The sequence below is a fragment of the Boseongicola aestuarii genome (genome assembly GCF_900184815.1).
GTDB lineage: Bacteria > Pseudomonadota > Alphaproteobacteria > Rhodobacterales > Rhodobacteraceae > Boseongicola > Boseongicola aestuarii.
The window spans coordinates 175,565-191,446 of the sequence record NZ_FXXQ01000010.1 but is presented as its reverse complement, the minus strand read 5'-3'; the positions used below and the strand labels follow the sequence as shown (position 1 = coordinate 191,446).

The 15,882-nt window shown below is 59.4% G+C and carries 18 protein-coding genes and 1 tRNA gene; 12 read left to right on the top strand and 7 right to left on the bottom strand.

Annotated features, from left to right (window positions below; all coding sequences use genetic code 11):
* Nucleotides 1-111 precede the first annotated feature (111 nt).
* The gene (locus tag BOA8489_RS14850; RefSeq protein ID WP_093975077.1) at nt 112-807 is read right to left on the bottom strand and encodes a hypothetical protein; all 696 of its coding nucleotides are present in this window, start codon (nt 805-807) and stop codon (nt 112-114) included.
* A 56-nt stretch (nt 808-863) separates the two neighbouring features.
* Nucleotides 864-950: transfer RNA gene (locus tag BOA8489_RS14845), tRNA-Leu, on the bottom strand.
* A gap of 135 nt (nt 951-1,085) precedes the next feature.
* On the opposite strand from BOA8489_RS14845, the gene lipB reads away from it, so the two are divergent.
* A complete protein-coding gene (lipB, locus tag BOA8489_RS14840) occupies nt 1,086-1,736 on the top strand; it encodes a lipoyl(octanoyl) transferase LipB (protein WP_093975076.1) in 651 nt (216 codons plus the stop codon).
* 314 nt (nt 1,737-2,050) lie between these two features.
* Nucleotides 2,051-2,764 carry a hypothetical protein gene (locus BOA8489_RS14835; RefSeq protein ID WP_093975075.1) on the top strand — a complete coding sequence of 238 codons (714 nt, stop codon included), beginning with the start codon at nt 2,051-2,053 and terminating at the stop codon, nt 2,762-2,764.
* Nucleotides 2,765-2,768: 4 nt separating this feature from the next.
* Here the strand turns inward: BOA8489_RS14835 and BOA8489_RS14830 are convergent, their stop codons facing one another.
* The gene (locus tag BOA8489_RS14830; protein ID WP_093975074.1) at nt 2,769-2,987 is read right to left on the bottom strand and encodes a hypothetical protein; all 219 of its coding nucleotides are present in this window, start codon (nt 2,985-2,987) and stop codon (nt 2,769-2,771) included.
* 94 nt (nt 2,988-3,081) lie between these two features.
* Here BOA8489_RS14830 and BOA8489_RS14825 point away from each other — a divergent pair, with 94 nt between their 5' ends.
* Entirely contained in the window at nt 3,082-3,963 is an 882-nt protein-coding gene (locus BOA8489_RS14825; RefSeq protein ID WP_093975073.1) for a LysR family transcriptional regulator, read from the top strand.
* 46 nt (nt 3,964-4,009) lie between these two features.
* Here BOA8489_RS14825 and BOA8489_RS14820 read toward each other — a convergent pair whose 3' ends face one another.
* Both BOA8489_RS14820 and BOA8489_RS14815 read right to left on the bottom strand, forming a co-directional pair.
* Nucleotides 4,010-5,005, bottom strand: a complete 996-nt coding sequence (locus BOA8489_RS14820; RefSeq protein WP_093975072.1) for a LuxR C-terminal-related transcriptional regulator — start codon at nt 5,003-5,005, stop codon at nt 4,010-4,012.
* 23 nt (nt 5,006-5,028) lie between these two features.
* Nucleotides 5,029-5,241: a hypothetical protein gene (locus tag BOA8489_RS14815; protein ID WP_093975071.1), complete on the bottom strand. Its 213-nt coding sequence runs from the start codon at nt 5,239-5,241 to the stop codon at nt 5,029-5,031.
* A 249-nt stretch (nt 5,242-5,490) separates the two neighbouring features.
* Between BOA8489_RS14815 and ctaD the strand changes: the two genes are divergently transcribed.
* Together ctaD and BOA8489_RS14805 are read left to right on the top strand one after the other, a co-directional pair.
* Nucleotides 5,491-7,203, top strand: a complete 1,713-nt coding sequence (gene ctaD, locus BOA8489_RS14810; RefSeq protein ID WP_093975070.1) for a cytochrome c oxidase subunit I — start codon at nt 5,491-5,493, stop codon at nt 7,201-7,203.
* A gap of 355 nt (nt 7,204-7,558) precedes the next feature.
* Nucleotides 7,559-8,344: a c-type cytochrome gene (locus BOA8489_RS14805; RefSeq protein WP_093975069.1), complete on the top strand. Its 786-nt coding sequence runs from the start codon at nt 7,559-7,561 to the stop codon at nt 8,342-8,344.
* Nucleotides 8,345-8,479: 135 nt separating this feature from the next.
* Here BOA8489_RS14805 and BOA8489_RS14800 read toward each other — a convergent pair whose 3' ends face one another.
* Nucleotides 8,480-8,806, bottom strand: coding sequence for a DUF1330 domain-containing protein (locus BOA8489_RS14800; RefSeq protein ID WP_093975068.1), 327 nt, complete (start codon nt 8,804-8,806; stop codon nt 8,480-8,482).
* 172 nt (nt 8,807-8,978) lie between these two features.
* Here BOA8489_RS14800 and BOA8489_RS14795 point away from each other — a divergent pair, with 172 nt between their 5' ends.
* From BOA8489_RS14795 to BOA8489_RS14770, 6 genes are all read left to right on the top strand, one after another.
* Entirely contained in the window at nt 8,979-9,671 is a 693-nt protein-coding gene (locus tag BOA8489_RS14795) for a winged helix-turn-helix transcriptional regulator (protein WP_093975067.1), read from the top strand.
* A gap of 65 nt (nt 9,672-9,736) precedes the next feature.
* On the top strand, nt 9,737-10,081 hold the full coding sequence (locus tag BOA8489_RS14790) for a hypothetical protein (protein ID WP_093975066.1): 345 nt from the start codon (nt 9,737-9,739) through the stop codon (nt 10,079-10,081).
* Nucleotides 10,082-10,098: 17 nt separating this feature from the next.
* Nucleotides 10,099-11,109 (top strand): aldo/keto reductase, encoded by a 1,011-nt coding sequence (locus tag BOA8489_RS14785; protein ID WP_093975065.1) that lies wholly within the window; start codon nt 10,099-10,101, stop codon nt 11,107-11,109.
* Between the two features lie 90 nt (nt 11,110-11,199).
* Nucleotides 11,200-11,661: an NUDIX hydrolase gene (locus BOA8489_RS14780; RefSeq protein WP_093975064.1), complete on the top strand. Its 462-nt coding sequence runs from the start codon at nt 11,200-11,202 to the stop codon at nt 11,659-11,661.
* A 76-nt stretch (nt 11,662-11,737) separates the two neighbouring features.
* The gene (locus tag BOA8489_RS14775) at nt 11,738-13,222 is read left to right on the top strand and encodes an inorganic phosphate transporter (RefSeq protein ID WP_093975063.1); all 1,485 of its coding nucleotides are present in this window, start codon (nt 11,738-11,740) and stop codon (nt 13,220-13,222) included.
* 151 nt (nt 13,223-13,373) lie between these two features.
* Nucleotides 13,374-13,847 (top strand): DUF2244 domain-containing protein, encoded by a 474-nt coding sequence (locus BOA8489_RS14770; protein ID WP_093975062.1) that lies wholly within the window; start codon nt 13,374-13,376, stop codon nt 13,845-13,847.
* A 207-nt stretch (nt 13,848-14,054) separates the two neighbouring features.
* Here the strand turns inward: BOA8489_RS14770 and BOA8489_RS14765 are convergent, their stop codons facing one another.
* Nucleotides 14,055-14,516: a GatB/YqeY domain-containing protein gene (locus BOA8489_RS14765; protein ID WP_093975096.1), complete on the bottom strand. Its 462-nt coding sequence runs from the start codon at nt 14,514-14,516 to the stop codon at nt 14,055-14,057.
* 180 nt (nt 14,517-14,696) lie between these two features.
* Between BOA8489_RS14765 and carA the strand changes: the two genes are divergently transcribed.
* Entirely contained in the window at nt 14,697-15,863 is a 1,167-nt protein-coding gene (gene carA / locus BOA8489_RS14760; protein ID WP_093975061.1) for a glutamine-hydrolyzing carbamoyl-phosphate synthase small subunit, read from the top strand.
* The last annotated feature ends 19 nt before the right edge of the window (nt 15,864-15,882 follow it).

Sequence of the window (15,882 nt, the reverse complement as noted above, 5' to 3'; positions counted from 1 at the left end):
TCCCGTCAGCTTCAGCTCAATCTCACGCAGCAGCTTCAATACATCTTCGTCCGAATGCCGTTTCCGTGCCATTCCATATTCCCCTCTCAAGACCAATGTAGTGGCCCAGTTTTAGGGGGGAAGGACACTCAGGCCGACTATTTCGCCTACTCTGGCACCAGTTTCTCCTAAGATCGGCAAAACTAGCCCTGTGTCGGAGCCTTTGGTAAAAGCATGGCGGTACAGATCGACCAACTGTGTTTCAGAAAAAACTCCACGCTTGGATATGTCCTGTCCTTCGCCAGGTATGGTAAGTCTCGAGAAGGGGTTTCTCTGTGTTGCTCCGATTTCGAGCAGTCCAAACTCAACAACAGCATGAAGAGACTGAACGCGCCTCCGGACTGTTGCAGTCTTGTTGCCTTTCTCCAGAGAGGCTTGGATGAAGCTTCGGGCATCCCTTCGGGTGTAGAGTGAAATTTCTTTATTCCCTGAAACATTGACCATTAATTCAACGGCAAGCCGAACTGGCCGCTCGTGAATACTCCTGGTCTCTAAGTAGGTCTCCATACAGGAGATGAGATCCTGGACTTTTGGGCGGGCACTTTCCAACAGTACGCCAATGTCTACCGGATGCACATTTGGAGCGCTCCAAATCTCGTCCAGCTTCTTAGTCAGAAGTAGACTCGCTTCCTGCGCTTCCTCCCAATTACGGCTTAGTCTAAGTTTAACAACGTCTTTACCAAAGCCAGCAGCTTTGCGTTTCGGCACTCTACGGTTGTAGTAATAAGTGTTCCCACGAAGGATCGTGTGTAACGGCTTGTGTCCCATTTACTGTCCTCATCAAAAGATAATCCATTGACGACAAACATTTTTATTTGGGAGAATGGTGCGGTCGAGAAGACTCGAACTTCCACGGGTGTTACCCCACAGCGACCTCAACGCTGCGCGTCTACCAATTCCGCCACGACCGCACAGTCTTGACTTGGTGAGCGGCCTCATAGCGCGCCCCAAACACGATGTGAAGAGGAAAAATCCCACCAAAGCGCAAGCACGGTCCGAACCGCCACCCTCTTGCATCGCGCCCGCCCATGCGCCAAGTCAAACCCATGCCAGAATGGATCACATCCACCGGCCTCACGGCCTACGACGACGCCGTCGCCCAGATGGAAGCCCGCGCCGCCGCGATCCGTGCCGGCACGGCCCCCGAGGCAATCTGGCTGGTCGAGCACCCGCCCCTCTACACCGCAGGTACCTCCGCCAAACCCGAAGACCTGACCGACCCCGACCGCTTCCCCGTCCACCAATCCAAACGCGGCGGGCAGTACACTTACCACGGCCCCGGACAACGCGTGGCTTACGTCATGCTCGACGTCGCCGAGCGCGGCCATGATGTGCGCAAATTCGTCCACGACCTTGAAACCTGGATCATTGCCGCGCTCGATCAGTTCAACGTGAAAGGCGAAATCCGCGAAGGTCGCGTCGGCGTCTGGGTCACCCGCCCCGACCTGCCCCCGAACGCCGATGGCAGCCCCCGCGAAGACAAGATCGCCGCGCTCGGCATCCGCATCCGCAAATGGGTCAGCTTCCACGGGCTTTCGATCAACGTCGAACCCGACCTTGAACACTTCACGGGCATCGTCCCCTGTGGCATAACCGAACACGGCGTCACGTCTCTTGTCGATCTCGGTCTGCCCGTCACGATGGAGGACGTCGACGTCGCACTGAAAACAACCTTCACGAATGTGTTCAAGGCATGAGCATCGGCCTCGACCTCTACCTCGCCCGCGAAACAACCTTGTAGCCCCCCAAAGCCGGCCCCATCGCCCAGTTCGCTGCCGATCCCCCGGCGCGCGTCGAACACGAAGACATCCCCGACACATATCACCCCCTCATCGGCAAACGCCGCCGCTGGCTCATACGCCTCTATATCGAAGGCACGCCCGGCCCTCAGGCCCTTGCCGAATTCGACGCTTGGCTTACCGACACCATCGCCGAAACCAAGGGCATCCTAATTGACGAACAATCCGGCACCTATCTCACCGCGACCAAAACCGGCCCCCTGCCCGACACTGTGACCGACGTCGAAACAGGCGGCGAACTCAGTTTCTACCTCTCCGACGCCAACTGGTTCTACGAAATCGGCTTTGCGATCATGCTCGACACCATTCAGCGCGTCCTCCCCGCAGCAATGCCCCAGCGCTACGGCCAGTATGAGCCGATGCAAGGCATAGTCGAAGACGGTGACAGCACTGCGCTTGTGCAGGACTTCAAAGCGGACCCCGACATCTTCATGCGCGCCAAAACGCCGTTTTCATGGATATTCATGAGCGTGCCTTGCGACGTGGTGGTCGCCAAATGGCATCCGAACCACTTCCTCAAACAAAACTTTCTCGCCACACGCGTCGAGTTTCAACTCCGCCCCAAAGCGTTCGAGACCCCGGCCCTTCTGGACCTGATGAAAGCGCTCTCCAAGGACCTTGGCGTCTTCTATTCCGAACTTCGCCGCGAAGAATGCCCCGTCAAGGGCTGGTTCTGGCGCGGCATACCCACCGGGACGCCCAGCGCCATCTGCATCGGCGCGCCCTACCTCGACCACTGGCCAGAAGCGTGCGCCCGCGGCGTCGAACTGGCCAAGGACCTCGTCTTCCTCGCACCGACCCGCGTCGATCCACGACTCCCCGAAACACCAACCGAACTGATCGACCCCGAATATGAAAGCGGACCGTCCGTTCAGGACCGCAAGAAATACGCTCCTGTCTTTCCTTTCGACATTCCCGCCGCCTGACGCGTCAAAACTCGCGCGGATACATCGACATCATCGCCTGCATCCCGTGCTCGCTTTGAACGGCGCTGGCGTTTTCGCACATCATCCGGTTCAGAAAGTCCCGCCGTGCACAAACCGCGTCGCGGTCCTCATCGCTCATGGTCTCGACCTTCGCCACCGGGCGACGACGGGAAAAAACGCCGGAAAAGGAAAAGAGTGCTGGAAAGTCGGGGGCCATTGCCATGATGAAAAGTCCTTGTGCGGTGATCAGCTAAATCCACGTTAGGACGGTGCGCAAACCACTGGTATCCGCTGCATCGTTGTGCTGTTCTACAAAAATGAATAACCGATTTACCAACTGGTCAGACATCCGCGTTTTTCTCGCCGTCCTGCGCACGGGCTCGACGCTTGCCGCCTCGAAAACCCTCGGCATGGCGCAACCTACCGTCGCCCGGCGCATCGAGGCGCTGGAACACACGCTTGGCCTTATGCTTTTCGACCGCGACACGCGCGGCTTCAAAGCAACCGAAGCCGCGCTTGCCCTGAAAACCGACGCCGAAGCGATGGAAATGAACGCAAGCTCCGTCGCCATCACCGCAAAAACCTTCAAATCCACGGCGAGTAAAGCCATCCGCGTCACCGGCGTGCCCGAGGTCCTGTCCGAGAATTTCGCAGTCATCCTGTCTGACTTCACCGATCAGCATCCCGAAATCACCTTCGACTTCCTCGCCACCCCGGAAACCCTTGATCTGGCCAATGACGAAGCCGACGTCGCGATCCGCTACGTGAATGAGGTAACGGACCCCAGTCTCATCTGCCGCAAGATGTTCTCGCAACCCATGGCGCTCTATGCTTCCCAGGCCTATGTGAAAAAATATGGCCTCCCTGCGTCACAAGATGACTTCTCGGACCACAAGTTCGTCGTGATGAGCGGCGGGATGCGCAAGTTTCGCGACTGGATCACAGGACGCATTACGCCGGATCAGATTGTCATGGAATGCGACAGCTACAATAGCGTCGTTGCCGCCATTCTCAGCGGGTTTGGCATTGGCCTGCTCAGTACAGGTCTTGCCCTGGACAAACCGTCACTCACCCGTGTGGTGGAACCTATAGAAGACTTTACAGTAAACACTTGGCTCATCACCTCACCTCAGGCCCACAAACACCCGAGGTGCGCACCTTCACCAAGTTCTTCGCCCCGCGCTACACCGCCATGCTGAAAAAGCAGCGCGAAGAACGCGAAGCCGCAAGCGCCGCCCGCAAAGCTCAAGCCTGATACGGCAGCGCCGCCATCGACATCAGCATTCTGACCAGAGCCACTTGCGAATTCACCCCCGTCTTTGTGTAAATCCGCCCCAGATGTGTGCGCGCCGTGTTCACCGAAATGCCCAAAGCTTCTGCCGCTTCCGTCAACCTCATCCCGGTCGACACCTGATGCGCCAGCCGCTTTTGCGCCTGCGACAGCCCGAAAATCTCGGCCGCAGTCTCAATCCGCCCGCCAATCAGCGCATCATCCCCGAACGACACATTGATCATCCCGTCCAGAACGAACACCGTGCAATGCGAAATCCCGTCCCGGTCGCCCAAAATGTACGGGTAATGGAACTGGTTGTTCCCGCCCGCCGAAAACCCGCTGTCCCAGACGTGCCGCATACCGGCGGCCCGCGCGATCGTGGCCTGCAACTCCCGGTCCCACTTCGGCGATTGCGCCCGCAACCTGCCCGCAGACACCGTCAAGCCGTCAAAGCTCTCCAACCGCGCCAGCGTCTTGTCCGACGCCCAGATAACCTGCCCATCACCGTCGACCTGCACAAGCGGTGGTCCGTCGCGCGGCTCACGCAGCACGGCAACGCTGGAATAGACAATGAGCCACCTGCCCTCGATCCGCTCAATGATACGCGTCTCGAACACCTCCGCCGAGCGATACCGCCTGCTGCGTTCGGGCCCCGCCCGCGTGTTGAACGTCGTCCATGCCATGTCCCCAGAAACCGAAATCTCAAAGTCATACTTTTCATAGCTGCCTTCGAAGACGCGGGGATTGTCCTGCATAAGCTGCCGCATCGACGCCGCCATATCAGCCCAGCCCCGGCTGATCACCACACCGCGTCCCTTTGTGACATAGACGTCATGCGTGCGCGGCGCGTGCAGAAAACACGCCGCCCAACGCTCAAAGTCCTTGGCAAAGAACGCTGCTGTTTCCTCGTGAACAACCGCGCGGATCTGATCGGCATCCTGCGTGGCGGACATAGCTGTTTGCGTCATGATGTCTCCGCTTTGTCCCAAGTCTATTCAGCCGGTACCGTCCCGGCAATCAAAGCGCGCGCGCCGCGCCTGCGCTTCCAAAACCCAAGACCCGCCCCCCGGCGGACCAAGGCCCGCATGCGCCAGACCGCGTCCCAGTCGTCGCTTTGGTAAAACCCATCAATCTCCTGCGGTGTTGCGCGTCGGTGCAGCGCCTGTTTCGACCCGACTCGGGCCATAAAGTGGATGGGGTCCATATCACCTCTCCTTGATGTCTGACCCTTAGATACCCACAGCCAGCCCCCCCCCGACTGTCATGCGATCGGACCACAACTGGGGGAAAATCGCGGCAAACCCGACACCTCCTGCTCTGCCTTTCCCCCCTGAGGCAAAATATCCCGCCATAAAGGTCACTTCCGTCATTGCCCCACACCGCCCGTCCCTTTAGAAACGGTTGAAAGCGCGGGGAGGAATCCCCGTTGAATTGGGAATCTAGGAGGCAATTCATGGCCGACGCTACAGCGCACGGGCACGAGGGACACGACGACCGGAGTTTCTTCACTCGCTGGTTCATGTCCACAAACCACAAAGACATTGGTATTCTGTATCTGTTCACTTCGGGCTTTGTCGGTTTCATCGCCGTCGCCTTCACCGTGTACATGCGGATGGAGCTGAAAGACCCCGGCGTTCAGTACATGTGCCTCGAAGGCGCCCGGATGTTCGCCGACAGCGCGGCAACCTGTACGCCAAACGGCCATCTCTGGAACGTGCTGATCACGGGCCACGGCATCCTGATGATGTTCTTCGTCGTTATTCCGGCGCTCTTCGGCGGCTTTGGCAACTATTTCATGCCCTTGCACATCGGTGCACCGGACATGGCCTTCCCGCGGATGAACAATCTGTCCTACTGGCTCTACGTCGCCGGCACGTCGCTAGCCATCGCCTCTGTCGTCTCTCCGGGCGGCAACGGGCAACTGGGTTCGGGCGTCGGCTGGGTGCTTTACCCACCGCTTTCGACGACTGAAGGCGGCTGGTCTATGGACCTCGCGATCTTCGCGGTGCACCTCTCGGGCGCGTCCTCGATCCTCGGCGCTATCAACATGATCACGACTTTCCTGAACATGCGTGCCCCCGGCATGACACTGTTCAAAGTGCCGCTGTTTGCATGGTCGATCTTCGTCACAGCATGGCTCATCCTCTTGGCCCTTCCGGTCCTCGCAGGCGCCATCACGATGCTTCTGACAGACCGCAACTTCGGCACAACGTTCTTTGATCCGGCAGGCGGCGGGGACCCGATCCTCTACCAGCACATCCTGTGGTTCTTCGGACACCCCGAGGTGTACATCATCATCCTGCCCGGCTTCGGCCTCATTAGCCACGTTATCGCGACCTTCTCGCGCAAACCAATCTTCGGCTACATGCCAATGGTTTGGGCAATGATCGCCATTGGCGCGCTCGGCTTCGTCGTCTGGGCCCACCACATGTACACCGTGGGAATGTCCCTGACCCAGCAGACTTATTTCATGCTGGCCACCATGGTCATCGCGGTCCCAACGGGCGTTAAGATCTTCTCATGGATTGCCACAATGTGGGGCGGTTCGGTAGAGTTCAAGACACCGATGCTCTACGCATTCGGCTTCCTCTTCCTCTTCACGCTTGGCGGCGTAACAGGCATCGTCCTGTCACAGGCCGCTGTGGACCGCGTCTACCACGACACCTACTACGTGGTCGCGCACTTCCACTATGTGATGAGCCTCGGCGCCGTCTTCTGTATCTTTGCCGGCGTCTATTACTGGATCGGCAAGATGTCCGGACGTCAGTACCCTGAACGTTGGGGTCAGGTGCAGTTCTGGATGTTCTTCATTGGTGCAAACCTGACGTTCTTCCCGCAGCACTTCCTCGGACGTCAAGGCATGCCACGTCGCTACATCGACTATCCGGAAGCCTTCGCCTACTGGAATGAAGTCTCCTCATGGGGCGCGTTCCTGGCCTTTGCATCCTTCCTCTTGTTTATCGGCATCGTGTACTACACGCTGCGCCATGGCGCGAAGATCACCGAAGACAACTACTGGAACGAGCATGCAGACACTCTCGAGTGGACCCTGCCCTGCCCGCCACCAGAGCACACCTTCGAAACTCTTCCGACACGCGACATGTGGGACTGGCAAGACGGCAACCACCCGCGTGCCGAACGGCTGGAAAAGAAGATCGTCGAGTAACTGATCTTAAAGCAGAGATCGAAAGGGCCTCGGCACATGCCGAGGCCCTTTTTCGTTCCCGCGTACGGCGAGTGCGGTTGCTTCCAAATCAAGGAAGGGTCGCACCATGAAAACGGTTCCCCTCGAAGGAGGCCTTCACCAGACCTTCCCAATTTGCAATACCGGCGACCGGATTTCGGCATGAAATACGGCCCGCCCCCAAACCATCCACCGGAACAGAAGCCCCAATCCAACGACGGGTCAAACGCAGCAACTCTAGCGATTGCCGCTTCGAGATTCCGCCAAAAGATATTGCTTTGTGAAGTCAGCGAACGGGAGCAATACCGCCGTCATCAATCCGGGGGGGGGGACAAAAATGAGAATCGCAGTCTGTACTATTGCCGTGACGTTTGCCGGGACATTGGCTCTGGCCGAACCATCAATCGAGAGAGGTCAATATCTGGTCGAAGGCCCTGCGGGCTGTGGGAACTGCCACACTCCTTTCGGAGCCCAAGGACCGGACATGACAAAGAACCTGGCGGGGTGCCTTGTGGAAGAAACACCTGCTTTCACCGCCATTGCGCCCAATCTCACACTCGGCGGACGCGTGTCGGAGTGGAGCGATGCCGAATTAGCGCGTGCCATCCGCGAGGGGATCACGCCGGGCGGCACACGGGTCATAGGACCGCCGATGCCGATTGCGCTTTACAGTCAGCTTTCGGACGATGATGTGATGTCAATTGTGGCCTACCTGCGCAGTATTCCTGCCGTGGAAAACGACGCAGGCCAGAGCGTCTACAATATTCCGCTCCCGCCTGCGTATGGTCCGCCCATCGATACAGTGGCCCACTGCGTGGAATGCCATAGCCCAATGGGACCGATGGGGCCGGATAGGATCAACCAGCTTGGTGCCGGCGGATTTGAGTTCCACGGACCCTGGGGCACCTCGGTATCGGCAAACCTTACACCTCATCCCGAAGACGGCATTTCGAAATGGACCGACGAGGAATTGGTCCAGATGATTTCAACCGGCGTCCGCCCCGACGGATCGGCGATGATGCCGCCAATGGGATACGCATACTACAGCAGCATGACGCCTGCCGATCTTGACGCCATCATCCTCTATCTGCGTCAGTTACCGCCGCTGGCAGACCCCTGCTGAGCCGCAAAGCGGGATTTCGACGACTGTCACGCGCCAAACAGCTCAAGGCGATGAAACATGTGTCGGCCTTCTTGGGACCAGCCTACGCCAACACCAAAGGGCCCCATCGCCGGGGCCCTTCTACCCTCTCCAACCTTACCCCGCAGAAAGATAGGGTATCGCCCCCGCAATATCCGTGTCGTCAATCACCCGAAACGTGCTGACACTCCCGGCCTGCCGGGCTTTGTCGTAAGGGGCATATGCGGGATCAGCCGCGAAGCCGTCCAGCGCCCCGCGCGTCGGAAACTCTAGGATTGCGATCAGGGTGCTGTCTGTCGCCGCCCCTTCCAGCGTGTCGATATGGCCGCTGCGCGACAGATATTTGCCGCCGTGCTGTTCCACCAGTTTATGCACGTTGGTCGCATAATCCGGTACCCAGCTGTCGTCGGTCACTTTGATGTCGGCGATCAGATATACACTCATTGTCGTCTCCCTTTGCTAAATCTGCCCCACCAGAAAGGGGCTCCTTTCAAATACCAACAGGGCCGTACACCCATCCAGTTCCCCATCTGAACCACCGGATTCAGTTTCTGAACTAGGCAGCGATCGCGGGGGCTTCTACGATTGCCGACAGGCCAACAAAGGAGCCGCCACAATGACCCAAGCCGGATACAAACAATTCTGCCCCGTCGCGATGGCCTCGGAAGTGCTCTGCACCCGCTGGACAATGGTTCTGATGCGCGAACTGGTCGCCGGAACCACCCGGTTCAACGACCTGCGGCGCGGCGTGCCCAAGATGTCGCCCGCGCTTCTGTCCACCCGCCTGAAGGAACTCGAAAGCGCCGGCGTGATCGAACGCCTTCCCTCCCGAGCGGAAAAAGGCGTCTTCGAATACCACCTGACACCTGCGGGCAAAGACCTGCGCCCCGTCATCGAAGCCATCGGCAATTGGGGTCAGAAATGGGTCGAATCCACACTTTCCCTCAGGAATCTCGACCCTTCCCTGCTGATGTGGGACATGCGGCGCAACCTCGACCCCTCGCCTCTGCCGCCCCTGCGCACTGCGGTTCAGTTTCTATACTCGGATTTACCCTCGACCAAGAACTGCTGGTGGCTGGTGATCGAACCCGACGGAGAGGTCGACCTTTGCTGGTCCGATCCCGGATTCGAGATCAATCTCTACGTCACAACGGACCTACGCACGATGACGGCCATATGGATGGGCCTCGCCACATTGGAAAGCGAACGCGACAAGATCGAACTGATCGGAGACCGCAAGATCGCCGCGACCATGCAGGTCTGGCTCGGCCTCAGCCCTTTCGCCAAACAAAAGAAACTCGCCAGCTAGCAACGCTTTTCAAGCCGCGCTACCCTCGGGACATCGTCCACGATACCCCGAGACGAGGCCCGACCATGCTCCACGACACCTACTACGTCGTCGCCCACAGCCACTATCTACTGTCACTGGCCATCGTAATCGCGCTCTTTGCGACCGCTTGGTTTGCCATCCTCCGCCTCTCCCGACGGTTCAGCCGCAAACACGCCATCCTCGCCGCCTCAGCTTTCGCGCTCGGCACGCTCCTGACCCTCGCGCCATTGCTGGCGATCCTCTACGCTGACCCGGTGCATACGGATTTCACCCTGTTCAACCGCGCCAATCAGGTTGCAACGCTCGGCAGCGTCATCCTTTTGGTGACGCTCACCACAACCGCCGTTATCCTTGCCGAAACCGTCATCGCGGCCCTCAAACGCCGATAAAGAAAGCCGAAAGCTCCATGCCCCCTAAAACACGCCGCCTTGGCCAAACCGATCTCACCGTCACCACCCTCGGCATCGGCACCGCGCCACTTGGCGGCAACTTCGCCGAGATCACCAACACCGAAGCCCTCGCGATCATCAATCTGGCCTTAGACGCTGGCGTTACATTCATCGACACCGCGCCCTTCTACGGCTTCGGCCGCTCTGAGCGCGCCACTGGAGACGCCATCCGTTGCCGCGACTACTCACTCTCGACCAAAGTGGGTCGCCTCCTCGCCCCCGGCGCCCTCGCCAACCCCTTCGCAGACGCCGGCATGATCGACCCCCTGCCGTTCCACCCAGTCTACGACTACTCCTACGACGCCGTCATGCGCTCGTTCGAGGACAGCCAGCAACGCCTCGGCCTCAAGCGTATCGACATCCTGCTCGCCCACGACATTGGCGACATGCAACACGGACGCGAAGAAAACGCCCGCCACATGAAAGACCTGGAAAGCGGCTACCGCGCCATGGACGACCTGCGCCGCAACGGTCACGTCAAGGCCATCGGCATCGGCGTCAACGAAGTCAAAGCCTGCCTCGACGTCATGGAAACAGGCGACTGGGATACCTTCCTCCTCGCAGGCCGCTACACGCTCCTCGAACAAACCCCGCTCGACGACCTCCTTCCCGCTTGCCAGGCCAAAGGCATCAGCCTCATCATCGGAGGTCCCTTCAACTCCGGCATCCTCGTGGGCCGCGACACCTGGAACTATGCCAAAGCCCCCGCCGACGTCCTCGCCAAAGCCGCCAGGATCGAAACCATCTGCCGCGACCACAACACACCCATGCCCGCCGCTGCCCTCGCCTTTCCTCTGGGACACGACCGCGTCGCCAGCGTTATCCCCGGCACCCGAAGTACATCCGAAATGCAAGACATCCTGACCTGGGCCGCGCACCCGATCCCCGACACCCTCTGGAGCGACCTCAAATCCGCGGGCCTCCTCCACCCCGACACCCCAACCCCGGAGCAAAACCCGCTGCTGTAAAGAAGCCCTAACTCACCCGAGGGTTGAATCTTTACAAAAATTCAACTAATTACCTGCTAACAAGCAAGAAAAACAATGAACAGGTATCCCATGCGCGCTGTCTTCGATGGCTTTTGGTCAGGTTATGTACAACCCTTACTGCAACGCCCTGTGCGTGTGCAGATGGCTGCGCTGTGCTATCGAACCATGGATGCCAAAAAGCAAATCCTGCTGATCACCAGCCGCGATACAGGCCGCTGGATCATCCCCAAGGGCTGGCCGATCTCCGGCAAAACGTCGTGCGAAACAGCCTTGCAAGAAGCCTGGGAAGAAGCAGGCGTCAAAAGCGGCAGCTCCGAAACAGAAGCCATCGGCAGCTATACGTACGAAAAACGCTTCGACAACGGCCTTAGCGCAACGGTAGAAACCACCGTCTACCCGGTTGCCGTTGAAACGCTCTCCGACAGCTTCCCCGAAGCCGACGAACGCAACCGTAAATGGGTTAGCCCGAAAGAGGCCGCCAACCTCGTCGCCGAGCCTGAGCTGAAGAAACTCCTCGAAGACTTCGACTGACCGCAACCCGCGCGCACCTCGCAATTGAGGTCGCCCGCAATCCCTGCTACCCCCAAAAAAAACATGCGGGGGGACAATGGCCAGCAACGATTTCGAGTATCGACACCTCGAGACACTCGACCGCGACCTCGGTCGCTATTCCAGCCTCGAACGCGCGACTGCCTACGTCGCACGGCCCCTGATCGGCCCCGGCATCTCACTGATCTTCATTGTGCTGGCCAGCCTCATGGCACTGGTGTTTTTCGGCCAGTCTACCAACGTCTTCATTGTCGTGATCGCAGCAGGCTTCGGCGCATATATGGCGCTGAACATCGGCGCCAATGACGTGGCCAACAACATGGGGCCCGCCGTGGGTGCCAACGCACTCACCATGGGCGGGGCCATCGCCATCGCCGCCATCTTTGAAACCGCTGGCGCCCTTCTGGCAGGCGGAGACGTGGTCTCGACGATCGCCAAAGGCATTATCGCGCCCGAAAGCATGGTAAGCGCGAATGTGTTCATCTGGGCCATGCTCGCCGCCCTCCTCGCCGCCGCCCTCTGGGTGAACCTCGCCACATGGGTCGGCGCACCCGTCTCAACAACCCATTCCGTCGTCGGAGGCGTCATGGGGGCGGGCATCGCCGCTGCAGGTTTCGCGGCGGTGAACTGGCCCACGATGAGCGCCATCGCCGCAAGCTGGGTCATCTCCCCCGTTCTCGGCGGCGTTATCGCAGCGGCTTTCCTGTGGTTCATCAAGGCGCAGATCATCTACCAGACCGACAAGATAGCCGCCGCCCGAAAATGGGTGCCGGTCCTGGTCGGCATCATGGCAGGGGCGTTTGCGGCTTACCTCGCCCTCAAGGGTCTGAAAAAAATCATCAAGATCGACATGCAAACCGCCCTCCTCATCGGCGCGGTCGCAGGCGGCCTGATCTGGCTCACCATGATCCCGGTGATCAAACGACAATCCGAAGGCCTCGAAAACCGCAACAAATCCCTCAAGGTCCTGTTCGGCATTCCACTCGTCGTCTCCGCCGCCCTCCTCAGCTTCGCCCATGGCGCAAACGACGTTGCCAACGCCGTCGGCCCGCTCGCTGCCATCGTGCAGGCGTCACAGTCAGGCAACTTCACCGACGCCGTTTCCATCCCGCTCTGGGTCATGGTCATCGGCGCGCTCGGAATCTCTTTCGGCCTCTTCCTCTTTGGCCCGAAACTCATCCGCATGGTCGGCAGCCAGATCACGAAACTGAATCCGATGCGCGCCTACTGCGTGGCCCTGTCGGCTGCCATCACCGTCATCGTCGCAAGCTGGCTCGGCCTGCCCGTCAGCTCGACCCACATCGCGGTCGGCGGCGTCTTCGGTGTGGGTTTCTTTCGCGAATGGGACACAAGTCGGCGCATGCGCCGCGCCAGCCTCAACATCCCCGATCTGCCCAACCAGCCCAGCGAAGAACGCCGCCGCCGCAAACTCGTGCGCCGCTCACACTTCCTCACGATCATCGCGGCCTGGGTCATCACCGTCCCAGCCGCCGCAATCCTGTCGGCTGTGCTCTTCTTCATCATCCGCACCGTCGCCGGCTAAAGCAAAGACCCCGCCTTCTCCTGTTGAAAAATATCCCCGCCGGAGGCACAGGCGGGGGCTTGCCCCGCCCAAACATCGCGTGCGCCGAAAGGCGTACATTTTTCCAGACCTACCCCTTTTCCACCCCCCGAACCGCCCTAACATCTCCTTCATGCCGTACCAATGGAGCGAAACCCCCGAGGCCCGTGCCCTCACCCTGTGGCCACACCAGTCGCTGACACCGCGTGGCTTTGCTTGGTTCATCGGTGTGACCGCCGCTATGCTGACCTTGCCGCTCGTTGCCCTCCTCGGTTCACCGGTGGTCTGGTTCCTGTTGTTCTTTTTTCTGATCGCTCTCGCTTCCGTCTGGCGCGCAATCACCGCCAACCAACGCGACCGCTCGCGCCACGAAGAGCTCACACTCACCGAAGACGAGGTCCGCCTCGACCATATACCCCACGCCGGACCGGTGCTGACATGGGCTGCAAATCCACATTGGGTGACGGTAAACCTCCGCGACGACGGCCCGGTCGAAAAATACCTGACACTGCGCGGCAACAACCGCGAGGTCGAGATCGGCCGCTTCCTCAGCCCCGAAGAACGCGCAACGCTTTTCGACGAGCTATCTCAAGCCCTTAGAGCCTGACTTTCATCCAAATCCGCGAAATCCTACCAGTTCACCAACCCGCCGCACGGTCGCACCGACGCAATACCGACGTGACACCGACGTCATACCGACGCGGCACTCCTCGCCAGATTTCCTTTGTGTTCAATCACATACAAAAAAGGCGCCGAAATCGCTCCGACGCCCCTTCCTTCGTTTTTTCAAAGCCCCAAACCGCTCACCGAAGGCTCAGGACAAACGCTCCTTGACCAGCGGCCCGACCTTGCCGAAATCCATTTGCCCGGTATAGCGCCCCTTGAGTTCGCCCATTACCTTGCCCATGTCGCGGATCGAAGAAGCGCCTGTTTTTTCAATGGCTTCGTCCACGGCAGTTGCCGTTTCTTCCTCATCGAGCTGACGCGGAAGAAACATCTTGATGACCTCAATCTCTTCCAGCTCCTTCTCGGCCAGCTCCAACCGCCCGCCTTCTTCATAGGCGCGTGCGCTTTCCTGACGCTGCTTGACCATTTTTCCAAGGATAACAAGGATTTCGTCATCCCCGACACCCAGGTCGTCCTCGCTCCCCGATCGCAGTGCAATGTCGCGATCCTTGATCGCCGCATTAATCAGACGCAGCGTCGACAAGCGCACCGCATCCTTTTCCTTCATCGCCTCTTTCAGCGATTGAGTGATCTTGTCTCGCAAACCCATAATCTGCTCATCCCCATGTTCAGAGCGGCAGAGAATATAGGAACCGCTTCGGCGCGGCAACAGCCTGCTTTCCAGCTAAACCTCTGAAAAACAGGCAAAACTGAAAAAAGCCGTTCTCTTGACCCTCCCACGGGGAGCGCGTAAACCTTCGGTCGTTTACCAGCCCCGAGGAGCCTTCCCATGACAGATGCCGCGCCCAGACCGACCGCCTGTCTCGCCCTTGCGGATGGCACGATTTTCTACGGAAAAGGCTTCGGAGCCACCGGTACATGCGTCGCCGAACTGTGCTTCAACACTGCCATGACCGGCTATCAGGAAATCATGACCGACCCTTCCTACGCAGGTCAGATCGTCACTTTCACTTTCCCTCACATCGGCAACACCGGCATCAACCCCGAAGACGACGAAACCGCCGATCCGGTCGCCGACGGCCTCGTGGTAAAATGGGACCCGACCGAACCCTCCAACTGGCGCGCGACGGCTGAACTGACTGATTGGCTTGAACGGCGTGGACGCGTCGGCATCGGCGGCGTCGACACCCGCCGGCTCACACGCGCCATTCGCCAGCAAGGCGCCCCACACGTCGCCCTCGCGCATGATCCAGACGGCAACTTCGACCTTGAAGCCCTGATCAAATCCGCCCGTGATTTCAACGGCCTCGAGGGTCTCGACCTCGCAAAGGACGTCACCTGTGCCCAGTCCTACCGCTGGGACGAAATGCGGTGGGCTTGGCCGGAAGGCTACAAGCCACAAACCGATGCGAAGTTCAAAGTCGTCGCCATCGACTACGGCGCAAAACGCAACATTCTGCGCTGCCTCGCCTCGGCTGGTTGCGACGTCCCCGTCCTGCCCGCGACCGCCACAACCGAAGATGTGTTGGCCCTTGATCCCGACGGCGTGTTCCTCTCGAACGGACCTGGAGATCCGGCCGCCACCGGCGTTTATGCAGTCCCGATGATCAAAGGCGTGCTCGACCAGACCGATCTTCCGGTCTTCGGAATCTGCCTCGGGCATCAGATGCTTGCGCTCGCGCTTGGCGCCACGACGATCAAGATGAACCACGGTCACCACGGCGCGAACCATCCGGTCAAGGACCTCGACACCGGGAAAGTCGAAATTACCTCAATGAATCATGGCTTTACTGTCGACAGCCAGACCCTCCCCGAGGGCGTCGTGGAAACCCATGTCTCGTTGTTTGATGGCTCGAACTGCGGGATCCGCATGGCCGATCGCCCGGTCTATTCGGTGCAATACCACCCCGAGGCCAGCCCCGGCCCAATGGACAGCTACTACCTGTTCGAGCGTTTCGCCGCCGCGATGGACGCCCGCGCGCGCGAAAACGCCTGAGGATTAACCGCGATTTAAC

What these genes read in the sequence shown, in the direction of transcription:
- BOA8489_RS14770 (WP_093975062.1), top strand. Translation starts at nt 13,374, where the DNA reads ATGCCGTACCAATGGAGCGAAACCCCCGAGGCCCGTGCCCTCACCCTG.
- BOA8489_RS14805 (WP_093975069.1), top strand. Translation starts at nt 7,559, where the DNA reads ATGAGAATCGCAGTCTGTACTATTGCCGTGACGTTTGCCGGGACATTG.
- BOA8489_RS14785 (WP_093975065.1), top strand. Translation starts at nt 10,099, where the DNA reads ATGCCCCCTAAAACACGCCGCCTTGGCCAAACCGATCTCACCGTCACC.
- BOA8489_RS14830 (WP_093975074.1), bottom strand. Translation starts at nt 2,987, where the DNA reads ATGGCAATGGCCCCCGACTTTCCAGCACTCTTTTCCTTTTCCGGCGTT.
- BOA8489_RS14820 (WP_093975072.1), bottom strand. Translation starts at nt 5,005, where the DNA reads ATGACGCAAACAGCTATGTCCGCCACGCAGGATGCCGATCAGATCCGC.
- BOA8489_RS14780 (WP_093975064.1), top strand. Translation starts at nt 11,200, where the DNA reads ATGCGCGCTGTCTTCGATGGCTTTTGGTCAGGTTATGTACAACCCTTA.
- carA (WP_093975061.1), top strand. Translation starts at nt 14,697, where the DNA reads ATGACAGATGCCGCGCCCAGACCGACCGCCTGTCTCGCCCTTGCGGAT.
- BOA8489_RS14800 (WP_093975068.1), bottom strand. Translation starts at nt 8,806, where the DNA reads ATGAGTGTATATCTGATCGCCGACATCAAAGTGACCGACGACAGCTGG.
- BOA8489_RS14775 (WP_093975063.1), top strand. Translation starts at nt 11,738, where the DNA reads ATGGCCAGCAACGATTTCGAGTATCGACACCTCGAGACACTCGACCGC.
- BOA8489_RS14790 (WP_093975066.1), top strand. Translation starts at nt 9,737, where the DNA reads ATGCTCCACGACACCTACTACGTCGTCGCCCACAGCCACTATCTACTG.
- lipB (WP_093975076.1), top strand. Translation starts at nt 1,086, where the DNA reads ATGCCAGAATGGATCACATCCACCGGCCTCACGGCCTACGACGACGCC.
- BOA8489_RS14815 (WP_093975071.1), bottom strand. Translation starts at nt 5,241, where the DNA reads ATGGACCCCATCCACTTTATGGCCCGAGTCGGGTCGAAACAGGCGCTG.
- BOA8489_RS14795 (WP_093975067.1), top strand. Translation starts at nt 8,979, where the DNA reads ATGACCCAAGCCGGATACAAACAATTCTGCCCCGTCGCGATGGCCTCG.
- ctaD (WP_093975070.1), top strand. Translation starts at nt 5,491, where the DNA reads ATGGCCGACGCTACAGCGCACGGGCACGAGGGACACGACGACCGGAGT.
- BOA8489_RS14825 (WP_093975073.1), top strand. Translation starts at nt 3,082, where the DNA reads ATGAATAACCGATTTACCAACTGGTCAGACATCCGCGTTTTTCTCGCC.
- BOA8489_RS14765 (WP_093975096.1), bottom strand. Translation starts at nt 14,516, where the DNA reads ATGGGTTTGCGAGACAAGATCACTCAATCGCTGAAAGAGGCGATGAAG.
- BOA8489_RS14850 (WP_093975077.1), bottom strand. Translation starts at nt 807, where the DNA reads ATGGGACACAAGCCGTTACACACGATCCTTCGTGGGAACACTTATTAC.